The following is a 15993-nucleotide window of genomic DNA, read 5'->3' as shown; positions in this document are numbered from 1 at the left end:
CGCCGTGATGCGCCGTGCTATTCGGCAGGACCGTTTCGGCGGCATCGCTGCATCCGGCGGAGGCGCCGCTCAGAGGATGTCGGCGATCGCACGACCGGCGGCGCGACCGGAGTAGATGCACCCGCCGAGGAAGGTGCCCTCGAGTGCGTTGTATCCGTGCACTCCGCCGCCGCCGAAGCCCGCCGCTTCACCCGCGGCATACAGCCCGGCGATGACGTTGCCGTCGGCGCCGAGAGCGCGCGAGCCGAGGTCGGTTTGGATACCGCCGAGGGTTTTGCGGGTCAGCACATGCAGCTTGACGCCGATCAGCGGACCCGCCGCGGGATCGAGGATGCGATGGGGTGCGGCGGTCCGCATCAACTTGTCACCGAGGTAGCGGCGGGAGTTGTGGATGCCCTGGATCTGGGCGTCCTTGCTGACAGCGTTGTCCACCTGGAGATCTCGGGACCGAATCTGCGCGCGGAGGCGGTCCGGGGTGAGCAGGGGCTCGTCGGTCAGGGTGTTCATCTTCGCCACGAGGTCCTCGATCGTGTCGGCGACCACGAAGTCGGCGCCGTGCCGCTTGAACGCTTCGACCGGGCCCGGTGCGTGTTTGCCGAAGACGCGCTCGGTCACGATCGCCTTCCGGTTCTTCGCGGTGATGTCGGGGTTCTGCTCGGAACCGGAGAGGGCGAACTCCTTGGCGATGATGCGCTGGGTGGTGACGAACCAGGAGTGGTCGTGCGGAGCAAGTTCGGGGGTGGTGCGCAGGTAGCGCAGGGTGCCGAGGGTGTCGTAGCCGGGAAGATACGGCTCGGGCAGGCGCCGGCCGAGGGCGTCGAACCACATCGAGGAGGGGCCGGGCAGGATGCGGATGGCGTGGCCGGGCCAGATCGGGGCCCAGTTCTGGATGCCCTCGGTGTAGTGCCACATGCGGTCGCGGTTGACCAGCCGGACGCCCGCGTCGGCGGCGATGTCGAGCATGCGGCCGTCGACGTAGGCGGGGACGCCGGTGATCATGGTCGCCGGTGGCGTGCCCATCCGCGCGGGCCAGTGCCTGCGCACGATGTCATGGTTGCCGCCGATCCCACCCGTGGCGAGAACTACCGCGCCGGCGGACAATTCGAACTCACCCAGCACGTCACGGTTGGACGGCGCGCCTCGTTCGGCGCCGTCGTCGGCCAGGACCGCGCCGCGCACGCCGGTGACCGCACCGTCGGTGAAGACCAGCTCGTCGACGCGATGCCGGTGCCGGAAGGTCACCAGCCCCGTGTCCGCGGCCCGCAGCGCCGACTCGGTGAACGGCGCAACGACACCGGTTCCCGTGCCCCAGGTGACGTGGAATCGGGGCACCGAGTTGCCGTGTCCGTCGGCACGCAGGTCACCGCGCTCGGCCCAGCCCACCGAGGGCAGGAACCGGAGTCCCAGTTCGTGCAGGTACGAGCGCTTCTCACCGGCCGCGAACTCGACGTACGCGCGCGCCCATTTCGCCGCCCACACATCCTCGTCGTCGAGCCGGTCGAAACCCGCGCTGCCCGACCAGTCGTTCCATGCCAGCTCGAGCGAGTCCCGGACGCCGAGGCGGCGCTGCTCGGGACTGTCGACCAGGAATAGCCCGCCGAAGGACCAGAAGGCCTGGCCACCGAGGTTGGCGGAGTTCTCCTGATCGACAACGAGCACGCGCTTGCCACGGCGGGTCAGCTCATGGGTTGCGACAAGCCCGGCCAGGCCTGCGCCCACCACGATGACATCGGCATCCATCCGGACGACCTCCACTTCCCACTGAACACACCAGAGAATTCAATCCTGCATCCGATACAATAATGCATCCGATTCTGCCAGGTATCCTGCTCGGGTGAACTCGCCCCGCTCGACCGAATCCGCGTCGCCTGCGTCTGCCGCCGGGAGCGCCGGCAAAGCGCCGCGCATCACGCGGCGCCGCGCGGAGACCAGGGCGCGTCTGCTCGATGCCGCGTTCCGCGTGTTCGCCGAGAAGGGTTTCGGCGCGGTGCGCATCGACGATGTCTGCGGCGCGGCCGGATACACGCGCGGAGCGTTCTACTCCCAGTTCGACAGTCTCGAAGAGCTGTTCTTCGTCCTCTACGACCAGCGCGCCACGCTGATCAACGAGCAGGTGCGAGCCGCGCTCGACGCCGTCGCGGACCCGACGGACCTCGAATCGTTCGTCGACCGGCTCTCGGCGACACTGCTGCTCGATCGCGACTGGCTGCTGGTGAAGACCGACTTCCTCACCCACGCCGCACGCAGGCCGGAGACCGCGGCGCGGCTGATCACCCATCGTGCCCAGTTGCGATCAGCCCTCGAAGACAAGCTCGCCGAGAGCCAGTTCAGACTGCCCGCGGAATTGGGCTCGATCGGCGAGGCAGCGCGCGCGGTCATTGCCGCCTACGACGGCGTCACCGTGCAACTGTTGCTCGACAACGATCAGCCGGCAGCCCGAGCATGGTTGGCCCGGTTGATACGCCAGCTCGGAGTGGCCGGACGGGCGTAGAGGTGTCTCGACATACAAAAAAGCAGGTCATCGCGACGATAGCGATGACCTGCTGTTTCTTGGTGGTCCCAGCTGGTTTCGAACCCGCCAAAGCATGGACACCGAAACCGGCCACTACCTCGAAAGAAAGGCTCCTACCTGGGCGATCGTGCGCCACCCGGCAATAGCAGCCATATACATCCATGGGCAGGATTGGGCTGCGCTATTGCACGTATATTGCACGCCGACGAGCCCACCTCGCGACCACGTCGCACCATAGCGGTGCCGGTTCGTCGTCGCGCAGATCAGCAAACGGAAGCCGACCGATGTCCGCGAGCGCTGTTCATTGGCTCCACGCGGCCGACCCGGCTGTCGGAGCGCAGCATTGACCGCATCGTGCGCGAGGCCGGCCGGTCGGCGATCCCGCTAAGGAGGCGTTCGTAAACGATCGTTTCTGATCCACGATGCCGCGCGCCATGCGGCAATTGAGGATGTTTCGCGGGCGGTCATTGTGCGGAACGATGACGCGGTCACTTATACCAGTCGTCGCCCTCAGCGCCTGCCCGCAGTTGCAGGTAGTCGGTCAACGAACCGGCGACCCACTTGCGGTCATCGGACTCGTGATCCCACACATGCACCCCGGTGTTATGTCCAGGTGGCAGCCGGACGTAGCAAAACTGGTCACCACCGCCGTTGTCGCCAAAGAACATCAGCTGGTCGAAGTACATGTACAGCTCGGCGAATTCGGCGTTGCGCCGGAACTCGATGTTCTGATCGATGATCTCCTGCACTGACCACACCAGCCCGGACCCCCACTCGGCCTGCACACCGTTCGTGCGCCGCAGCAGATCCCGCAATTCGTTCGGCACCGGCTGGCCGAGTTGCCCCTCGATCTGATCGATCTCGGTGTCGGAGGCCGGTGGTGCGAATTCGGCATCCGCATAGAGTCCTCCGATCAGGTCCTTCCACATATGCCAGATCCTGCCACGAGGCGAACACAGTCATGATGGCTCCTACGGCCTCAACCTCGCATCGCAGTGGGAGCCGTCCAGCTGCACGCTCATCGGCATTACGGGACGTTCAAATACAGGCCACAGAGCCCACGTTCGGCCTCATCGGCGCCATCTGACGGTGCGAGAACACCGCCATCCACTGCTGTGAGTCACATCAGTGGCCGAGCCCGGTCTTGCCCTGGATCACCTTGTGACGCGTCCGCATCAGCCGGATGTACATGCCGAATACCGGATTCGGCCGGGGCGGTGGCATCAGTACTCAGTTCTCTCTCCCGGCGGGCCGGCCGCGACCTGCGATCGGTCGAGCAGGTCCCAGGCGGAGGCCGATGCTCGTAGCCGCCCACTCGCCGATGAACCGTGTCGACATCCCGTGCGGCAGGCCGTGGACGCCCCCCTCCTGCGTCCACGGCCTGCCCGCGCACCACGACTCGCGTGGCCCGGTCCTCAGACACGCAATGGGTCGGGCCTGTCGCGCACATCGGCGCGGACCAGACCGGCTGACTCTGTTCCGTCTCCTCGGTATCTCGCCCCCGAACGTTCGACTCTTGTTGTCTCTCTTCGACCTTCGATCTCAGCCCGGAGGCGACACCGCCGAGCCTAGTCACAGCAACGACTACCGGCAAGAAATTTCGGTTAAAATAAACAAAGAACCTTTGGTGGCGCGCACAAACAGTGAGATATAGGAGAAAAATCGGTCAACTATCGCTACGATGTGCTCCATGCCAGGAGGACATGCCGAGATCCTCGCGGGGTTCGTCCGAGACCGCCGCGAGAAGAAGCTCAACATGTCCTTCGCCGATGTGGCCGATGCTGGTGGGCCGTCGAAGCCGACGATGGTCAAGATCGAGGCCGGGGAGATCACCAGCCCCAAGAAGACGACCTTCAACCGCCTTGACACGTCCCTGCGATGGGTGCCCGGCTCGGCGGCGGGCGCCTACTGGTATGCGGCCACACCGGTCGGGCTGGAGGATGAGCGTCGAGGCGGTGAGCCGCTCAGGCTGACCGGCGGGACAATCGAGGTTCCGCTCGAACGGGTCTCGGGGTTGATGGAGATCCAAGCCGATTTCCACACTGCCCTCGATGGTGATCCCGAACTTGGCAGCTTACGCGGACTCGCCGAGCGCCTCGATTACGAGGTCAACCTGATTGTCGGGCAATGGGTCTCAGATATGATGGCGCGCAACCGATCTCAGGGAACTCTCCACGCAGGACTGGAGGTTGTTCTCGGGGAGGCGCTGTCGGCTCCCGTTGCGAGCGACGACCCGAACGCTGAGGATCGGCTATATCGGCGATACCTCGCCGGCGGTAGGTACGCCGAGAATCTCTCTGCGGACTTGCGGCAGAAGTTCGAGCGTCGGGCCAAGCAGCAGAGGAGGTGACACGCATGCCGAGTGACAGTCCACTGCTGCCTCCCTTGAGTGCAAGGGTCAACCAGCTGTTCAGGACCTTCCATTCGAGGTCGGAACCTGAACAATCCGTGACCATCGTCGCGCGGTCCATCAGCCACCTCATCGGCAGATCTGTCGAGGAGATCGAGATCGTCCGACTTCGGGCGGGCGATCACGACGACGGCAGCGCCGACCCCGATCTGCTTTCCGGCATTGCGCAGCATTTCTCGGTGTCTGGTATCTACTTGGGCACCGAGCCGCATGTCGTAGCCGGTATCGACCAGGACCTACGATTGCTGGCCGCCGCGCGTGATGCCGGTGTCAAGCACATCGCGTTGCGAGGTGCCAATGTCGATGCCGGACAGCTCGCCGCGGCGCTGGCCCATCTTGCAGAGATCGACGAGAAGCGTTAAGTCGGCCAGGGCCGACAGGGGGTGACGATGGACCAACAGAAATTCGACGAACTGACGCGCACGGCGCCGATCCCCTACCCGTGGGATCCGACCGAGTACGTCAACCGCGTCGCCGAAGCCCGCGGACGTCCGATCGTGCTGTGCCCGATCGATCCACAAGCGCTGGCAGGTACCGGATGCGGAACCGGCAGCGGATTGTGGATCGCGCGCGAACACGACGACGTGATCATGTACGGCGGCGCAACCGAGTCGCACGCCTACCACATCATCGCCCACGAGATCGGGCACATGCTGCTCGGCCACGACCAGGCGGGGGCTGGCTCGACCGAGGCTGCCGATGCTCTGCCGTTGAACGACTTGATGCCGTCCCTGACAGCCGAAAGTATCCGCAGCGTACTGCGGAGACAGGACTACGGCAGCGACCGCGAGCGTGACGCCGAGACTTTCGCCGACCTCTTGATGGTCCACGCCATGCTTCCCCAACGGACGCCGAGCCGGATCCGCTCGACGCTCTTCCGTGCTCGGCACCGGTGAGATGACTTCCCACATTCCGCTGTATCTGAGCGTGCCGATCATCGTAGGCATCTTTGCGACCCTGATCGGGCGCGCACTGCTGCTGAACGAGACCACGGTGGACCGGCTGATCAACCGCGCGATCACTGCCGCGCTGGTCGGCATGCTGCTGCGCGAGTCATGGGTCGAACACGCCCTGGCCTGGATGCTGCCGGGAGACGACAACAACGTCGTGAATCTGGCTAGACAGGTGTCGCATGGACCGGTCTTGCTGATCGTGTCCAGCCTCTACGGGATCGCCAAACTGTGGGGCGGCGCCGACCCTGCAACAGCATGGAAACGACAGCGCAGATACGACCTCTTCGTTGTCGCCTGCACCGTGATCCTCATGATCGCCGGGACACCCGCGCGGCGAGCGAACCTGCTCGTCGATCAGCTTCTGGGCTGGCCGGCGGTCGTCTTCTTGACCGTCTACTGCCTTCCCATCGCGGCCGCCATGATATTGCTCGTCCGGATCTGCATCCGGGAGATGCGCCATGAGGACACCACCGTCTACGAACGCGCGGTCTTCGCTGTCATCTTGATCACCGGCGTCGGGCTCTGCGCCGACATAACTTTCAGCGTGGTCGAGGCGATCACTTGCGTCCTGACCGACCAGCCGATCTCCGATCCCGAGATGCGAAGAGACGCAGCGACGTTCGTGGCCGCGACGGTCTTCCTGGTCGGCGTCACGGTAGTCCCCTTGGTCAGTACTCTCATCACGAGGCTGGGCTGGGACCGCGTCAGCCGGTACCGGCGACGCCTGCACCCCCTGTGGGCGGATTTGACCGCTGCAGTACCCGAGGTCGTGCTGGATCTGCCGCGGGGCCGAGGCAGCGACATCGACCCAGCGGTTCTTCTGCATCGCATGACCGTGGAGATCCGCGACAGCCTGTTGGACCTCGAGCGCTACACCGATGCCGGCGAGACTCTTCGGCCCGGCAGCGGCGCTGCACAGGACAACGCACGGCGGATCGCGGTGGCGATGGCCGCCAAAGCCGGTGGCCGCGAACCGCGGATCGGCCTCACATCATTCCGCACCGAAATCCAGCCAGGGACCCACGACCTCACTGCAGAGCTTTTGGAGCTGCTGGCGCTGGCCACAGCATGGCCGCGCGCCCGCGGCATGCTTACAACCGATGACTGCAGACGTCTCGATCTGTCTGTGGCCAGATAGGAGCTACGCCATGGTGACCACCACCTCGGCCCCGGCGCCCCACCGCGCTCTCCCCCACCCGAAGTTCCGGCTTCCGTGGTTCGGCGACTTGCTGACCACCGATCCGGTCAAGCCTGTCCAGATGTCGTGGCGGGACGCGCAGAACCTCGGCGAGATCTTCGAGCGCAAGATCATGAACTGGCCGATGGTCGTGGTTTCGGGCACCGACCTGATCAACGAGGTCAACGACGAGAAGTTCTGGACCAAGCACGTCGGGGTCCTGTTCAAGAAGCTGCGGCCGATCGCTCGTGACGGCCTGTTCACGGCCTACAACCATGAGCCGAACTGGCACCGAGCGCATAACATCCTCGCGCCGAGTTTCACCGCGCAGTCGATGCGCAGCTACCACGACACGATGTGTGGAGTAGCCGACGAGCTGGTGGACTACTGGAGCGATCGCGCCGGCCAGTGGGTTGACACCGCCGAAGACATGAACCGTTTCACTCTGGAGGTCATCGCTCGAGCCGGTTTCGGCGGCTACGACTTCGAGTCCTTCGGCCGCGACACCCCTCACCCCTTCGTCGCCGCGATGCTGCGCTCGCTGCGCTACATCAACAGCTATGCCAATCTGCCTACCTTCCTGGAGAAGACCGTCGGGCGCCGGGCAGCTGCTCAGCACAAGCTCGACATCGCCACGACACACGCGATCGTCGACGAGGTGATTGCGGCCCGCAAAGCCAGCGGCACCGTCGGTGAACACGGCGACCTGCTCGATCGCATGCTCACGGTGGAGGACCCCGAAACCGGCGAGCGGCTCTCCGACACCAACATCCGGTATCAGATCTTCACGTTCCTGGTCGCCGGCCACGAGACCAGCGCCGGAGCCCTGGCGTTCGCGCTCTACGAACTCGCGCGAAACCCGGAGGCAGCGGCGAAGGTACGCGCCGAGATCGACGAACGTTTCCCCGGCCGCGACCGGCCGACGATCGCGTTCGAGGACGTGGCCAAGTTGCGTTCGGTCCGTCGCGTCGTCGATGAGACACTCCGGCTCTGGCCCGTGGCCCCGGGATACTTCCGGGAGGCGATCACCGACGTCACTATCGGCGACGGCTACCACTTCAAGCCCGGCGATTGGGTATTCGTCCTCACGTTGCAAGCCCATCGCGATAAGAGCGCTTGGGGCGAGGACGCGGACCAGTTCGAGCCCGACCGCTGGCTCAGGACGAACCTCGCCGAGACCGACAACCGTCGAATCTACAAACCCTTCGGCACCGGGCTGCGCGCCTGCGTCGGCCGCCAATTCGCCTACCACGAGATCATGCTCGCGCTGACCTACATCCTTCATCAGTTCGACTTCGAGCACGAGCCCGACTACGCGCTCGACATCGCCGAGCAGATCACCCTCAAGCCGCGAGGCTTCAAGCTGCGAGTCACCCCCCGACGGTAGCTGCGAGCGCCGAGGCCGGAGCGCACGGGGAACCGGTAGTAACCGCGCAGAAACCAACGAAGTTCGGGTAGCGGCCGGTCAGGGCGTTTGATGGTTCTGACTGCGGTGCGTGGTGTTTGGTGCTTGGCTTGGCTGCTGACGGGGTTGGTCGGTGTGCTGGAGGGTCGGGTTCGTGGCCACGCGAGTGTTCGCGAGCGAGGAGTTGGAGCGTCTGCGGGGTACCCGGAGATCAGCCGTGAGGAGTTGTTCCGGTATCTCACGTTGACCCCGACGGATTTGGCGTTCGTCGCGCCGCGTGGGCGGGGCCCGGTAGTCCGTCTCGGCCTGGCGGTGGCGTTGTGCACGCTGCCGTGGTTGGGGTTCGTGCCGGACGAGGTGACCGCGGCACCGACGGTGGTGGTGGCGCGTCTGGCGCAGCAGCTGGAAGTCGATGCGGCGCAGCTTTGTTGGTACGGGAAGCGAGCACAGACGCGCACGGAGCATGTTGGGGGTAGCCGTAGCATCCGCCGAAAATCGGGCGGATATGGCGTAGTCGCCTGCTGGGCAGCGGTTTCCGCGCTCGGTGTGCGTGTGGGGCCGCACACTGAACGTGGAAACTGCCTACCGGCAGGGCATTACGCCATATCCGTTGCTTTCGCGCGGTTACTACCGGGACCCCGTACACGCTGCATCCATTGCGGCATTCCCGGCTTACGCATGCCGCAGAGGAAGGCGCGTCGACCCCGGTGCTGATGAAGCTGTCCGGGCATACCTCGGTGCGCAGCCTCGCGAAGTACGCGCGGGTATCCGACGAGGGGCTGCGGCGGTATCAGGCCGACAGTGACCCGGCGGCGCGGCGTCGTTCCGGTCGCTGATCGGTCGGGCCCTGTCCGTCCGGCGCGTAGGAATTCTGCTGTGTCCGGAGGCTTTATGACTGCCCAGACCCCGATTCACACACTGGCCCTGGGCGGGAGCGTGAGGCAGTAGGGGTGCCCTGCCGGGTCGAGGAGCACTCGCCTGCGATCGGGCGCAGGCTGAAAGTCCGCCTTGATCGCGCCGCAGCCGATTGCCGCCCTCTCCGCGGTGTCGAGATCGGTGACAAACAGATCGAGATGCATTTGCTTGGGGAGCTGATGGCCAGGCCAGTCCGGGGGCTCCTGATGGTCGACGTCCTCACCTTCCCGGAATGGACCGGCGACTACACCGCCCGGTACTCCCTCACCATCTGCGATCATCCGCACTGCGGTCGAACATGCCGGGGATCCGACACCCACAGCCGGCAGCCCGGACCGGTGGGCCATGTCCCGGCGTAGCCCCGAAGCGGACTTCGAACCCGAGCCACTACGTCTCAGTGAGGTTCGCCGCCGAGCGAGCCGGCGTCAGTGTGGACACCGTCCGACGGATGATCGCCGACGGCACGCTTCCTGCCTACCGGTTCCGTGGCCAGATACGGATCGCAGTGGAGGACGTCGACGCAGCTATGCGGCCTATCAACTGACGTCGACACCTCTCCGGCGCGACAACTTGCGTTGTGCTTCAGCCAGCGCGAGCACAACAGTGACGAGAATCACGACCGGGAGGGCACACATCCAGGGCCAGGGGTTCGCTAATTGCGGACTCCGCCATCGCAGCCGCGACCGATATTGCACGTATATTGCACGAAAAAAGCAGGCCATCGCCCTCACGGCTCTGACCTGCTGTTTTATGGTGGTCCCAGCTGGTTTCGAACCAGCGACCTTCCGCGTGTGAGGCGGACGCTCTCCCGCTGAGCTATGGGACCGAACACTGTGCCGAGGGGCTTTGGAGAGCCTCTCGAACGAGATGGAACATTAGCACGGTGGACCCATGTGACACCAAATCGCCTCGTGAATGGGGGCTTCGGGTTCCTTGGCCGCTCTGTGGACCGCCGCGTGTACACAGGGCCGGCAGGTTGACCGTTCATACATATTTTGATGCGCATATCTACGTTGTTTCATGTTCCTGCCATGGCGCCACTCATTCAAGATCAGCCTTCCCCTGCCGCCGGCAAGGACGACTCGGGGCCCATCCGCCGCCCACACCCCCTCGACCACCCGAACAACATCCCTGTAATTCACATTTAGGCCCATCTACCAGCCGATTTGTAGTCTGCGCCGACCGTCGGCTAATGTTTTCCTCGCACCACGGAGAGCAGCTAAGCCGCCAGGCCGACTGACTCCGGAAGTGCGAATGCGGATGTAGCGCAGTGGTAGCGCATCACCTTGCCAAGGTGAGGGTCGCGGGTTCAAATCCCGTCATCCGCTCGAGAGGTAGGTTCGGCACTAAGCAATACGCCATCCTCCTTTGCGCGGTGGAGTGGCCGAGTGGTGAGGCAACGGCCTGCAAAGCCGTGCACACGGGTTCGATTCCCGTCTCCACCTCGCGCGATTAGCTCAGCGGGAGAGCGCTTCCCTGACACGGAAGAGGTCACTGGTTCAATCCCAGTATCGCGCACCACACGTCAGGCCCCCTTTCGAGGGGGCCTGACGTGTTTGTGTAGGTAGGCCCTGCTACGAGGTCGGCTTTCACCGGTTGAACCAGCGCCGAAGCCGCTCGGCGGCGAACTCGGCCTTCTCGACCGCGAGTTCCGTGGAGGGCGGCTCGAACGGCGCGATCGGCGTCGGCCCCGACAGGAAATCGGCGTCGACCTTCCCGACGAGGCCGTCCCCGAATTCGATGTGGCATGCGCCCTGGCCGAGATACTTTCCGGGGGTGGGCATTCCCCGCAGTTGCGCGGCTATGTGCGCTGCGACCGTGCGGGCGGCATCCTCGGCGAAGACACCGGCGCGGGGAACCGGCGCATCCGCGCAGTCACCGATCGCGTAGACGCCGGGATACGGAGTGGCCAGCGTCCGCGGGTCGACGTGGATCCAGCCGTCGGTGCCGTCGACGGTCAGCCCTGATGCCTCGACCACCGCGGGGACACGGTGGGTCGGAATGCCGATGAACAGGTCGTACGGCAGGTCTCCGGCACGGGTGGCCGCGACGTGATTCGCCGGGTCGAGGGCGCGGACTCGCCGCCCCGGCGAGTAGTCGATCCCCCGGAGTGCGAGCGCGTCGACGAGTGCGGCGGAGGTGTCCGCGGAAACGGGAATCGGTGAGTCCATCGGGGTAGTCAGGTGAATGTCGGTTCGATCGCGGATGCCGCGCCGGGTCAGCGACTCGTGCAGCAGCATCGCACCCTCGTAGGGCGCGGGCGGGCACTTGAACGGCACGCTCAGCACTGAGATCAGGATGGTCCCGCCGTCGAAATGGGCCAGCCGATCACGCAGGCGGCACGCTCCCTCGATGGAGTAGTACTCGTAGCCGTCCTCGACGAACCCGGGGGTGGCGGCGGGGTCGTACTCGGCCCCCAACGCGACAACGAGAATGTCCGGGTCGTATTCGGCGGTGTCGGTGACAATGTGACGGGTCTGCGGGTCGATCGAGGTGACCTGTTCCTGCCGGAACTCGACGCCGGGAAGGGCGAGATCGGCGTAGCGGACGAGGACGGATTCCGGTACCCGGTCACGGAACAGAATGTCCAGTTTCGCGAAACCGAACGTAAACCCGGCCGCACGGTCGACGAGCACCACGCGGACCTCGCCGGACAGCGACTCGGACAGGCAAGCGGCCAGCTCCAGCCCGCCGAAGCCGGCACCCAGGATCATCACCGTCGGTGTTCGGCCGTTACCGGCAACAGACATCGCACACTCCTCTCCGTTCGCGAGCGACAGCCAGTCGACAGACAGCGCAGCCGGCTCGGCCGAACGGGTTGGTTTGTCCGTCCATTGTGCGCGCAGAGGTAGCCGGAGGGAAGCTGCCGACAGATTGCGGCTCGATGTACGTCACGGCGTTTCCCGTGAGGCCATGCGGTGGGCACTGATGTAACCCAGGTCACTCACGGCCCGGATTCCGTCGGCGCTCCCCTAGGATCGGCACTCGGCGTCGCCGGGCCCGCAGTGGTGGCGCGGAACGGCGGTATGGAGGGGTGAGCAGTTGAGGCAGATCCTGTTGTCGGCGGGGATCTCCCTGTTCGTCACCATCACCCTCACCCCCGGGCTGATCCGGGTGTTCGCCCGGCGCGGGTTCGGGCAGGAGATCCGGATCGACGGCCCGGCCAGTCACCACGCCAAACGCGGCACGCCCACGATGGGCGGGCTCGCGATCGGGGCGGGTGTGTGGGCCGGGTTCCTCGGCTCGCACCTGATCGGATTGCTGTGGGACGCACCGGGACCCAGCGCCTCCGGCGTGTTGGTGCTGCTGCTGGCCTCGGCACTGGGCATCGTCGGGTTCCTCGACGACTCGATCAAGCTCCGTAAGCACCGCAATCTCGGGTTGACCGCGGCGGGCAAGTATCTCGGGCAGATCGGCGCCGCCGTCGTGTTCGCGGTGCTGGCCCTGCGTTTCCCCGGCGCCACCGGGCTGACCCCGGCCGGGAACAACCTCTCCTATGTCCGTGACATCAACACCATCGCCTTCGGCTCACTGATCTTCGTCGCGTTCATCTGCCTGCTGGTGGTGGCCTGGTCGAACGCGGTCAACATCACCGACGGGCTCGATGGGCTGGCCGCGGGATCGATGAGCCTGACCCTCGGCGCGTACGTGGTGATCACGCTGTGGCAGTTCGAGAACTCGTGCGAGCTCAGTCCAAGCCGGGGCTGCTACACCGTGCGCGACCCCCTCGACCTGGCGGTGGTCAGCGCCGCGGCGGCGGGCGCCTGCATCGGATTCCTGTGGTGGAACGCGGCGCCCGCGAAGATCTTCATGGGCGACACCGGGTCGCTCGGCCTGGGCGGTTTGGTGGCCGGGCTGTCGATCACCAGCCGTACCGAACTGCTCGCGGTGGTGCTCGGCGCGCTGTTCGTCGCGGAGATTCTGTCGGTGCTGCTGCAGATCGTCGTCTTCCGCACCACCCACACGCGACTGTTCCGGATGGCGCCGTTCCATCATCACTTCGAACTGAACAACTGGCCCGAGACGGCGGTGATCATCCGGTTCTGGGTGCTGGGCGGCATCGCGTCGGCGATCGGGCTGTGTCTGTTCTACGGCGAATACATCACCGCGCTCTAGCCCGGGACTGTCGGTAGCCCCCGCTACGCTGACCCGACACAGCGAGCCGAGCGGGAGGTTGCCCAGTTGAGTGCCGGGAGCGGGCGGGAACTCGACCACGACATCGCCGCCGATGTCTCCTTCGAGCTCGATGACCTCGACGAGCTGGTCGCCGAACTGCTCACCGAGCACGCCGAACGCGCCGCCAGGGACGCGCGGATCGTCGCCCTGCGCCTGGGCATCGGCGGGCAGCGCCCGGAAACCCTCACCCGCATCGGCGCCCGCTACGACCTGGCCCGCGACCGGGTCCGCCAGCTCTACGCCAAGGCGATCGGGCAGATCGTGCGGGAAGCGGCCCGCTCCGGGCACCGCTGCGGCGAGGTGTTCGGCCACCGGTACCCGCGCGACGCGGGCGATCTGCGCCTGGTGCGGGAACTGCTCGCCGAGACCTATGCCACCGACACCGATCTGGTGGCGATGGAATGGTCCTATCTGAAGCTGCGCCTGGCCGGGCACGATCAGGCCGACGCCAAGCGCGTCGCCGGGTATGTGATGCAGCGAATCCTGGGCTGGCAGAAGAAGACCGCCAGCATCCTGGCCAAGCTGCAGCCACTCGACGAGACCGGCGAGCTGGGGCCACTGCTCGACGACGTCGAGTGGTCCACCGGCGACCCCGCTCCCCTGCCGACCGCGTCGGCCCGCGTCGCCGACGGTGACGACGACGGGCGTGGCCGGTTCTACCTCGCCACCGTCGGACGCGACGTCGCCTACGACTCCGCCCTGGCGGCGCGCCTACTGCGGACCCTCGACGCCGACCCGCTGGTGACCGCGTTCCAGGAGGAGCCGACCGCGCTCACCTATCGCCTCGCCGGCGAGGACCACGTGCACTATCCGGCGGTCGCCGCCCAGCTCACCGACGGCCGGATCGTGCTCGTCGATGTCGTCCCGCTGGGCCGGATCGCCTTCCACCACACCAGAATCCAGAGCGAACTGGGTCGCGCCTACGCCCACGAGCACGGCTGGGGCTGGCTGACCTGGACCGGCAGCGCCCTCGACCCCGCCCGGCTGCGCGCCAGGGCGGCCGACCCGGCGATCGAGGCACGCATCGCCGCCGATCTGGCGCGAGGCCCCTACGATCGGCGCGCGCTGGCAGCCGTGCGCGCCGAGACCGGCCTGGAACTGCTCGACCTGGCCGGACTCGTGCTGCGCAACGACTGGCAGTGGGACCGGACGCCCCTGCGGCTCAGCGCATCACCAGCGCGCCCGTCATCACCGTGACGACCAGCAGCATCGCGCAGCAGGTGAGCCACTGCCACTGATTGATCGTGCGATCCATCCGCCCGATCGTCGCGCGCAAGCCCAGCGCGATCCGCTGCTGGGCGACGAGTTCGCTGCGCACCCCGGCCAGCGTGATGGCGTCGGCGTCGGCGTGCACGCCAGCCCGGTCTATCCGGTGGTGCAGGCGGGTGACCAGCTTCTGCTTGTCCCGCACGGTCTGGCGCGACACCGCCAGCTCCACCCGCTGGTCACGCAGCTCCCCGCGCTGATGCTCGATCATGGCGGCCTGCGCCGCGGTATGCCGTTCCCAGGTGCCCACCTCGGCCCACCCTCCTGTTGTCAGATCCGCGTGACCCCAGTGCATCTCGCCGGTCACCCAGCCTTCGAGGAAGTCACGCAATTCCCAGTTCGCCCGCGACGGCGCGGCGAAGCCCGTCTCGCCCGCGGCGAGGATGCCCTGATCGATCCGGTAGTCGGCCGCCGCGGGCGCGAAATCGGCGATGCCGACCGCGGGGACCAGCGGCACCCAGTAGCCCTGCGGGCACACCCACAGCACGTCATCGATGCCGGCGGCCTGCAGCCGTTTCCGGTGGGCCCTGGCCGCGGTGATGTCGAGCGGACCGCTGTGCACCTCGACAACGCAGCGGCGGTCGCCGCGACGCCAGTAGATGTCGACGGGGATGTCACCGATCTGGGTGTCCACCTCGGCCTCGTCGGCGCCCGCCGCCGTCAGCCTGCCGCAGATCCAGTGTTCGAGTCGCTGCGTATTCCACTGCGTCGCCACACATTCGGGGCAACCACAGCCGTAGCCGGTCTGTTCGGGTGCCGCGCGACGGGTGCCCTCGGAGATGCCGAGTTCGTCGAGCAGCGCCTGTCGTCCGCACACCACCCGGGTGTCGCTTCGCCGCTTCGTCCTCACACCATCACTCCCTCACCGGGCACCCTGACGTGTGCTCGCGCCCACGCCCTGATCTCCAGGTTGACGCAGCCGCCGACACACCGCCAGCCCCCTTGACCCGCGCTCGGGTGCGTCACCGTTCGGTGATCGAGATCACACCAGCGACTCTGCTTGTATATCAAGCTATTTCATTGTGCCAACGTCGCAGAACGTCGCCGAGATCTTGATCATTTCGATACACAGACCCGGCCTGTTGCCTGTCTGTTTCATCCGGATTGCCGATCGGTTCGGCGCGTCGCCGATCCGGTCACCGGGACATCGCGGGGACACGGTCTGGGCCGCCGGTGGAT

At 66.1% G+C, this 15993-nt stretch carries 15 protein-coding genes, 4 tRNA genes and 1 pseudogene; 14 read left to right on the top strand and 6 right to left on the bottom strand.

What is annotated here, in order from left to right; all coding sequences use genetic code 11:
- Positions 1-69: 69 nt before the first annotated feature.
- The gene (locus tag ACFVAV_RS08675) at positions 70-1740 is read right to left on the bottom strand and encodes an FAD-binding dehydrogenase (protein ID WP_379032163.1); all 1671 of its coding nucleotides are present in this window, start codon (positions 1738-1740) and stop codon (positions 70-72) included.
- Between the two features lie 94 nt (positions 1741-1834).
- Between ACFVAV_RS08675 and ACFVAV_RS08670 the strand changes: the two genes are divergently transcribed.
- A complete protein-coding gene (locus ACFVAV_RS08670; RefSeq protein WP_379032160.1) occupies positions 1835-2491 on the top strand; it encodes a TetR/AcrR family transcriptional regulator in 657 nt (218 codons plus the stop codon).
- A gap of 509 nt (positions 2492-3000) precedes the next feature.
- On the opposite strand, the gene ACFVAV_RS08665 is transcribed toward ACFVAV_RS08670, so the two are convergent.
- Complete coding sequence (locus tag ACFVAV_RS08665) at positions 3001-3441, bottom strand: SMI1/KNR4 family protein (RefSeq protein ID WP_379032157.1); 441 nt, start codon at positions 3439-3441, stop codon at positions 3001-3003.
- Between the two features lie 761 nt (positions 3442-4202).
- On the opposite strand from ACFVAV_RS08665, the gene ACFVAV_RS08660 reads away from it, so the two are divergent.
- From ACFVAV_RS08660 to ACFVAV_RS08630, 7 genes and pseudogenes are all read left to right on the top strand, one after another.
- Positions 4203-4862 carry a hypothetical protein gene (locus tag ACFVAV_RS08660; protein WP_379032154.1) on the top strand — a complete coding sequence of 220 codons (660 nt, stop codon included), beginning with the start codon at positions 4203-4205 and terminating at the stop codon, positions 4860-4862.
- 98 nt (positions 4863-4960) lie between these two features.
- Complete coding sequence (locus ACFVAV_RS08655) at positions 4961-5284, top strand: hypothetical protein (RefSeq protein WP_379032151.1); 324 nt, start codon at positions 4961-4963, stop codon at positions 5282-5284.
- A 27-nt stretch (positions 5285-5311) separates the two neighbouring features.
- On the top strand, positions 5312-5818 hold the full coding sequence (locus ACFVAV_RS08650) for a hypothetical protein (protein WP_379032148.1): 507 nt from the start codon (positions 5312-5314) through the stop codon (positions 5816-5818).
- Positions 5802-7013, top strand: coding sequence for an MAB_1171c family putative transporter (locus tag ACFVAV_RS08645; protein WP_379032145.1), 1212 nt, complete (start codon positions 5802-5804; stop codon positions 7011-7013). The genes ACFVAV_RS08650 and ACFVAV_RS08645 overlap by 17 nt, the downstream gene beginning before the upstream one ends.
- 10 nt (positions 7014-7023) lie before the next feature.
- Positions 7024-8439: a cytochrome P450 gene (locus ACFVAV_RS08640; RefSeq protein WP_379032142.1), complete on the top strand. Its 1416-nt coding sequence runs from the start codon at positions 7024-7026 to the stop codon at positions 8437-8439.
- Between the two features lie 172 nt (positions 8440-8611).
- A pseudogene (locus ACFVAV_RS08635) lies at positions 8612-8925 on the top strand (DUF4158 domain-containing protein); the annotation flags it as partial.
- 110 nt (positions 8926-9035) lie between these two features.
- Entirely contained in the window at positions 9036-9293 is a 258-nt protein-coding gene (locus ACFVAV_RS08630) for a tyrosine-type recombinase/integrase (protein ID WP_379033542.1), read from the top strand.
- A 75-nt stretch (positions 9294-9368) separates the two neighbouring features.
- On the opposite strand, the gene ACFVAV_RS08625 is transcribed toward ACFVAV_RS08630, so the two are convergent.
- Positions 9369-9653 (bottom strand): VOC family protein, encoded by a 285-nt coding sequence (locus ACFVAV_RS08625; protein ID WP_379032139.1) that lies wholly within the window; start codon positions 9651-9653, stop codon positions 9369-9371.
- On the opposite strand from ACFVAV_RS08625, the gene ACFVAV_RS08620 reads away from it, so the two are divergent.
- Positions 9605-9916: an excisionase family DNA-binding protein gene (locus ACFVAV_RS08620; protein WP_379032136.1), complete on the top strand. Its 312-nt coding sequence runs from the start codon at positions 9605-9607 to the stop codon at positions 9914-9916. The genes ACFVAV_RS08625 and ACFVAV_RS08620 overlap by 49 nt on opposite strands.
- Positions 9917-10123: 207 nt before the next feature.
- On the opposite strand, the gene ACFVAV_RS08615 is transcribed toward ACFVAV_RS08620, so the two are convergent.
- Positions 10124-10198, bottom strand: a tRNA-Val gene (locus tag ACFVAV_RS08615).
- Positions 10199-10628: 430 nt separating this feature from the next.
- On the opposite strand from ACFVAV_RS08615, the gene ACFVAV_RS08610 reads away from it, so the two are divergent.
- The 3 genes from ACFVAV_RS08610 to ACFVAV_RS08600 all read left to right on the top strand — a co-directional run bounded on the left by ACFVAV_RS08610 (position 10629) and on the right by ACFVAV_RS08600 (position 10893).
- Positions 10629-10700, top strand: a tRNA-Gly gene (locus tag ACFVAV_RS08610).
- Between the two features lie 46 nt (positions 10701-10746).
- Positions 10747-10817, top strand: a tRNA-Cys gene (locus ACFVAV_RS08605).
- Position 10818: 1 nt separating this feature from the next.
- Positions 10819-10893, top strand: a tRNA-Val gene (locus ACFVAV_RS08600).
- Positions 10894-10961: 68 nt separating this feature from the next.
- Here the strand turns inward: ACFVAV_RS08600 and ACFVAV_RS08595 are convergent.
- Entirely contained in the window at positions 10962-12122 is a 1161-nt protein-coding gene (locus ACFVAV_RS08595) for an NAD(P)/FAD-dependent oxidoreductase (protein ID WP_379032133.1), read from the bottom strand.
- A 292-nt stretch (positions 12123-12414) separates the two neighbouring features.
- Here ACFVAV_RS08595 and mraY point away from each other — a divergent pair, with 292 nt between their 5' ends.
- Positions 12415-13488 (top strand): phospho-N-acetylmuramoyl-pentapeptide-transferase, encoded by a 1074-nt coding sequence (gene mraY / locus ACFVAV_RS08590; RefSeq protein ID WP_379032130.1) that lies wholly within the window; start codon positions 12415-12417, stop codon positions 13486-13488.
- 66 nt (positions 13489-13554) lie between these two features.
- Complete coding sequence (locus ACFVAV_RS08585; protein WP_379032127.1) at positions 13555-14745, top strand: hypothetical protein; 1191 nt, start codon at positions 13555-13557, stop codon at positions 14743-14745.
- On the opposite strand, the gene ACFVAV_RS08580 is transcribed toward ACFVAV_RS08585, so the two are convergent.
- Positions 14711-15664, bottom strand: a complete 954-nt coding sequence (locus ACFVAV_RS08580) for a hypothetical protein (protein WP_379032124.1) — start codon at positions 15662-15664, stop codon at positions 14711-14713. The genes ACFVAV_RS08585 and ACFVAV_RS08580 overlap by 35 nt on opposite strands.
- Positions 15665-15993 lie beyond the last annotated feature (329 nt).

This window comes from Nocardia sp. NPDC057663 (assembly GCF_042799895.1).
Classification (GTDB): Bacteria; Actinomycetota; Actinomycetes; order Mycobacteriales; family Mycobacteriaceae; genus Nocardia.
The sequence above is the reverse complement of the archived record's forward strand: the minus strand, read 5'-3'. Positions and strand labels throughout refer to the sequence as shown.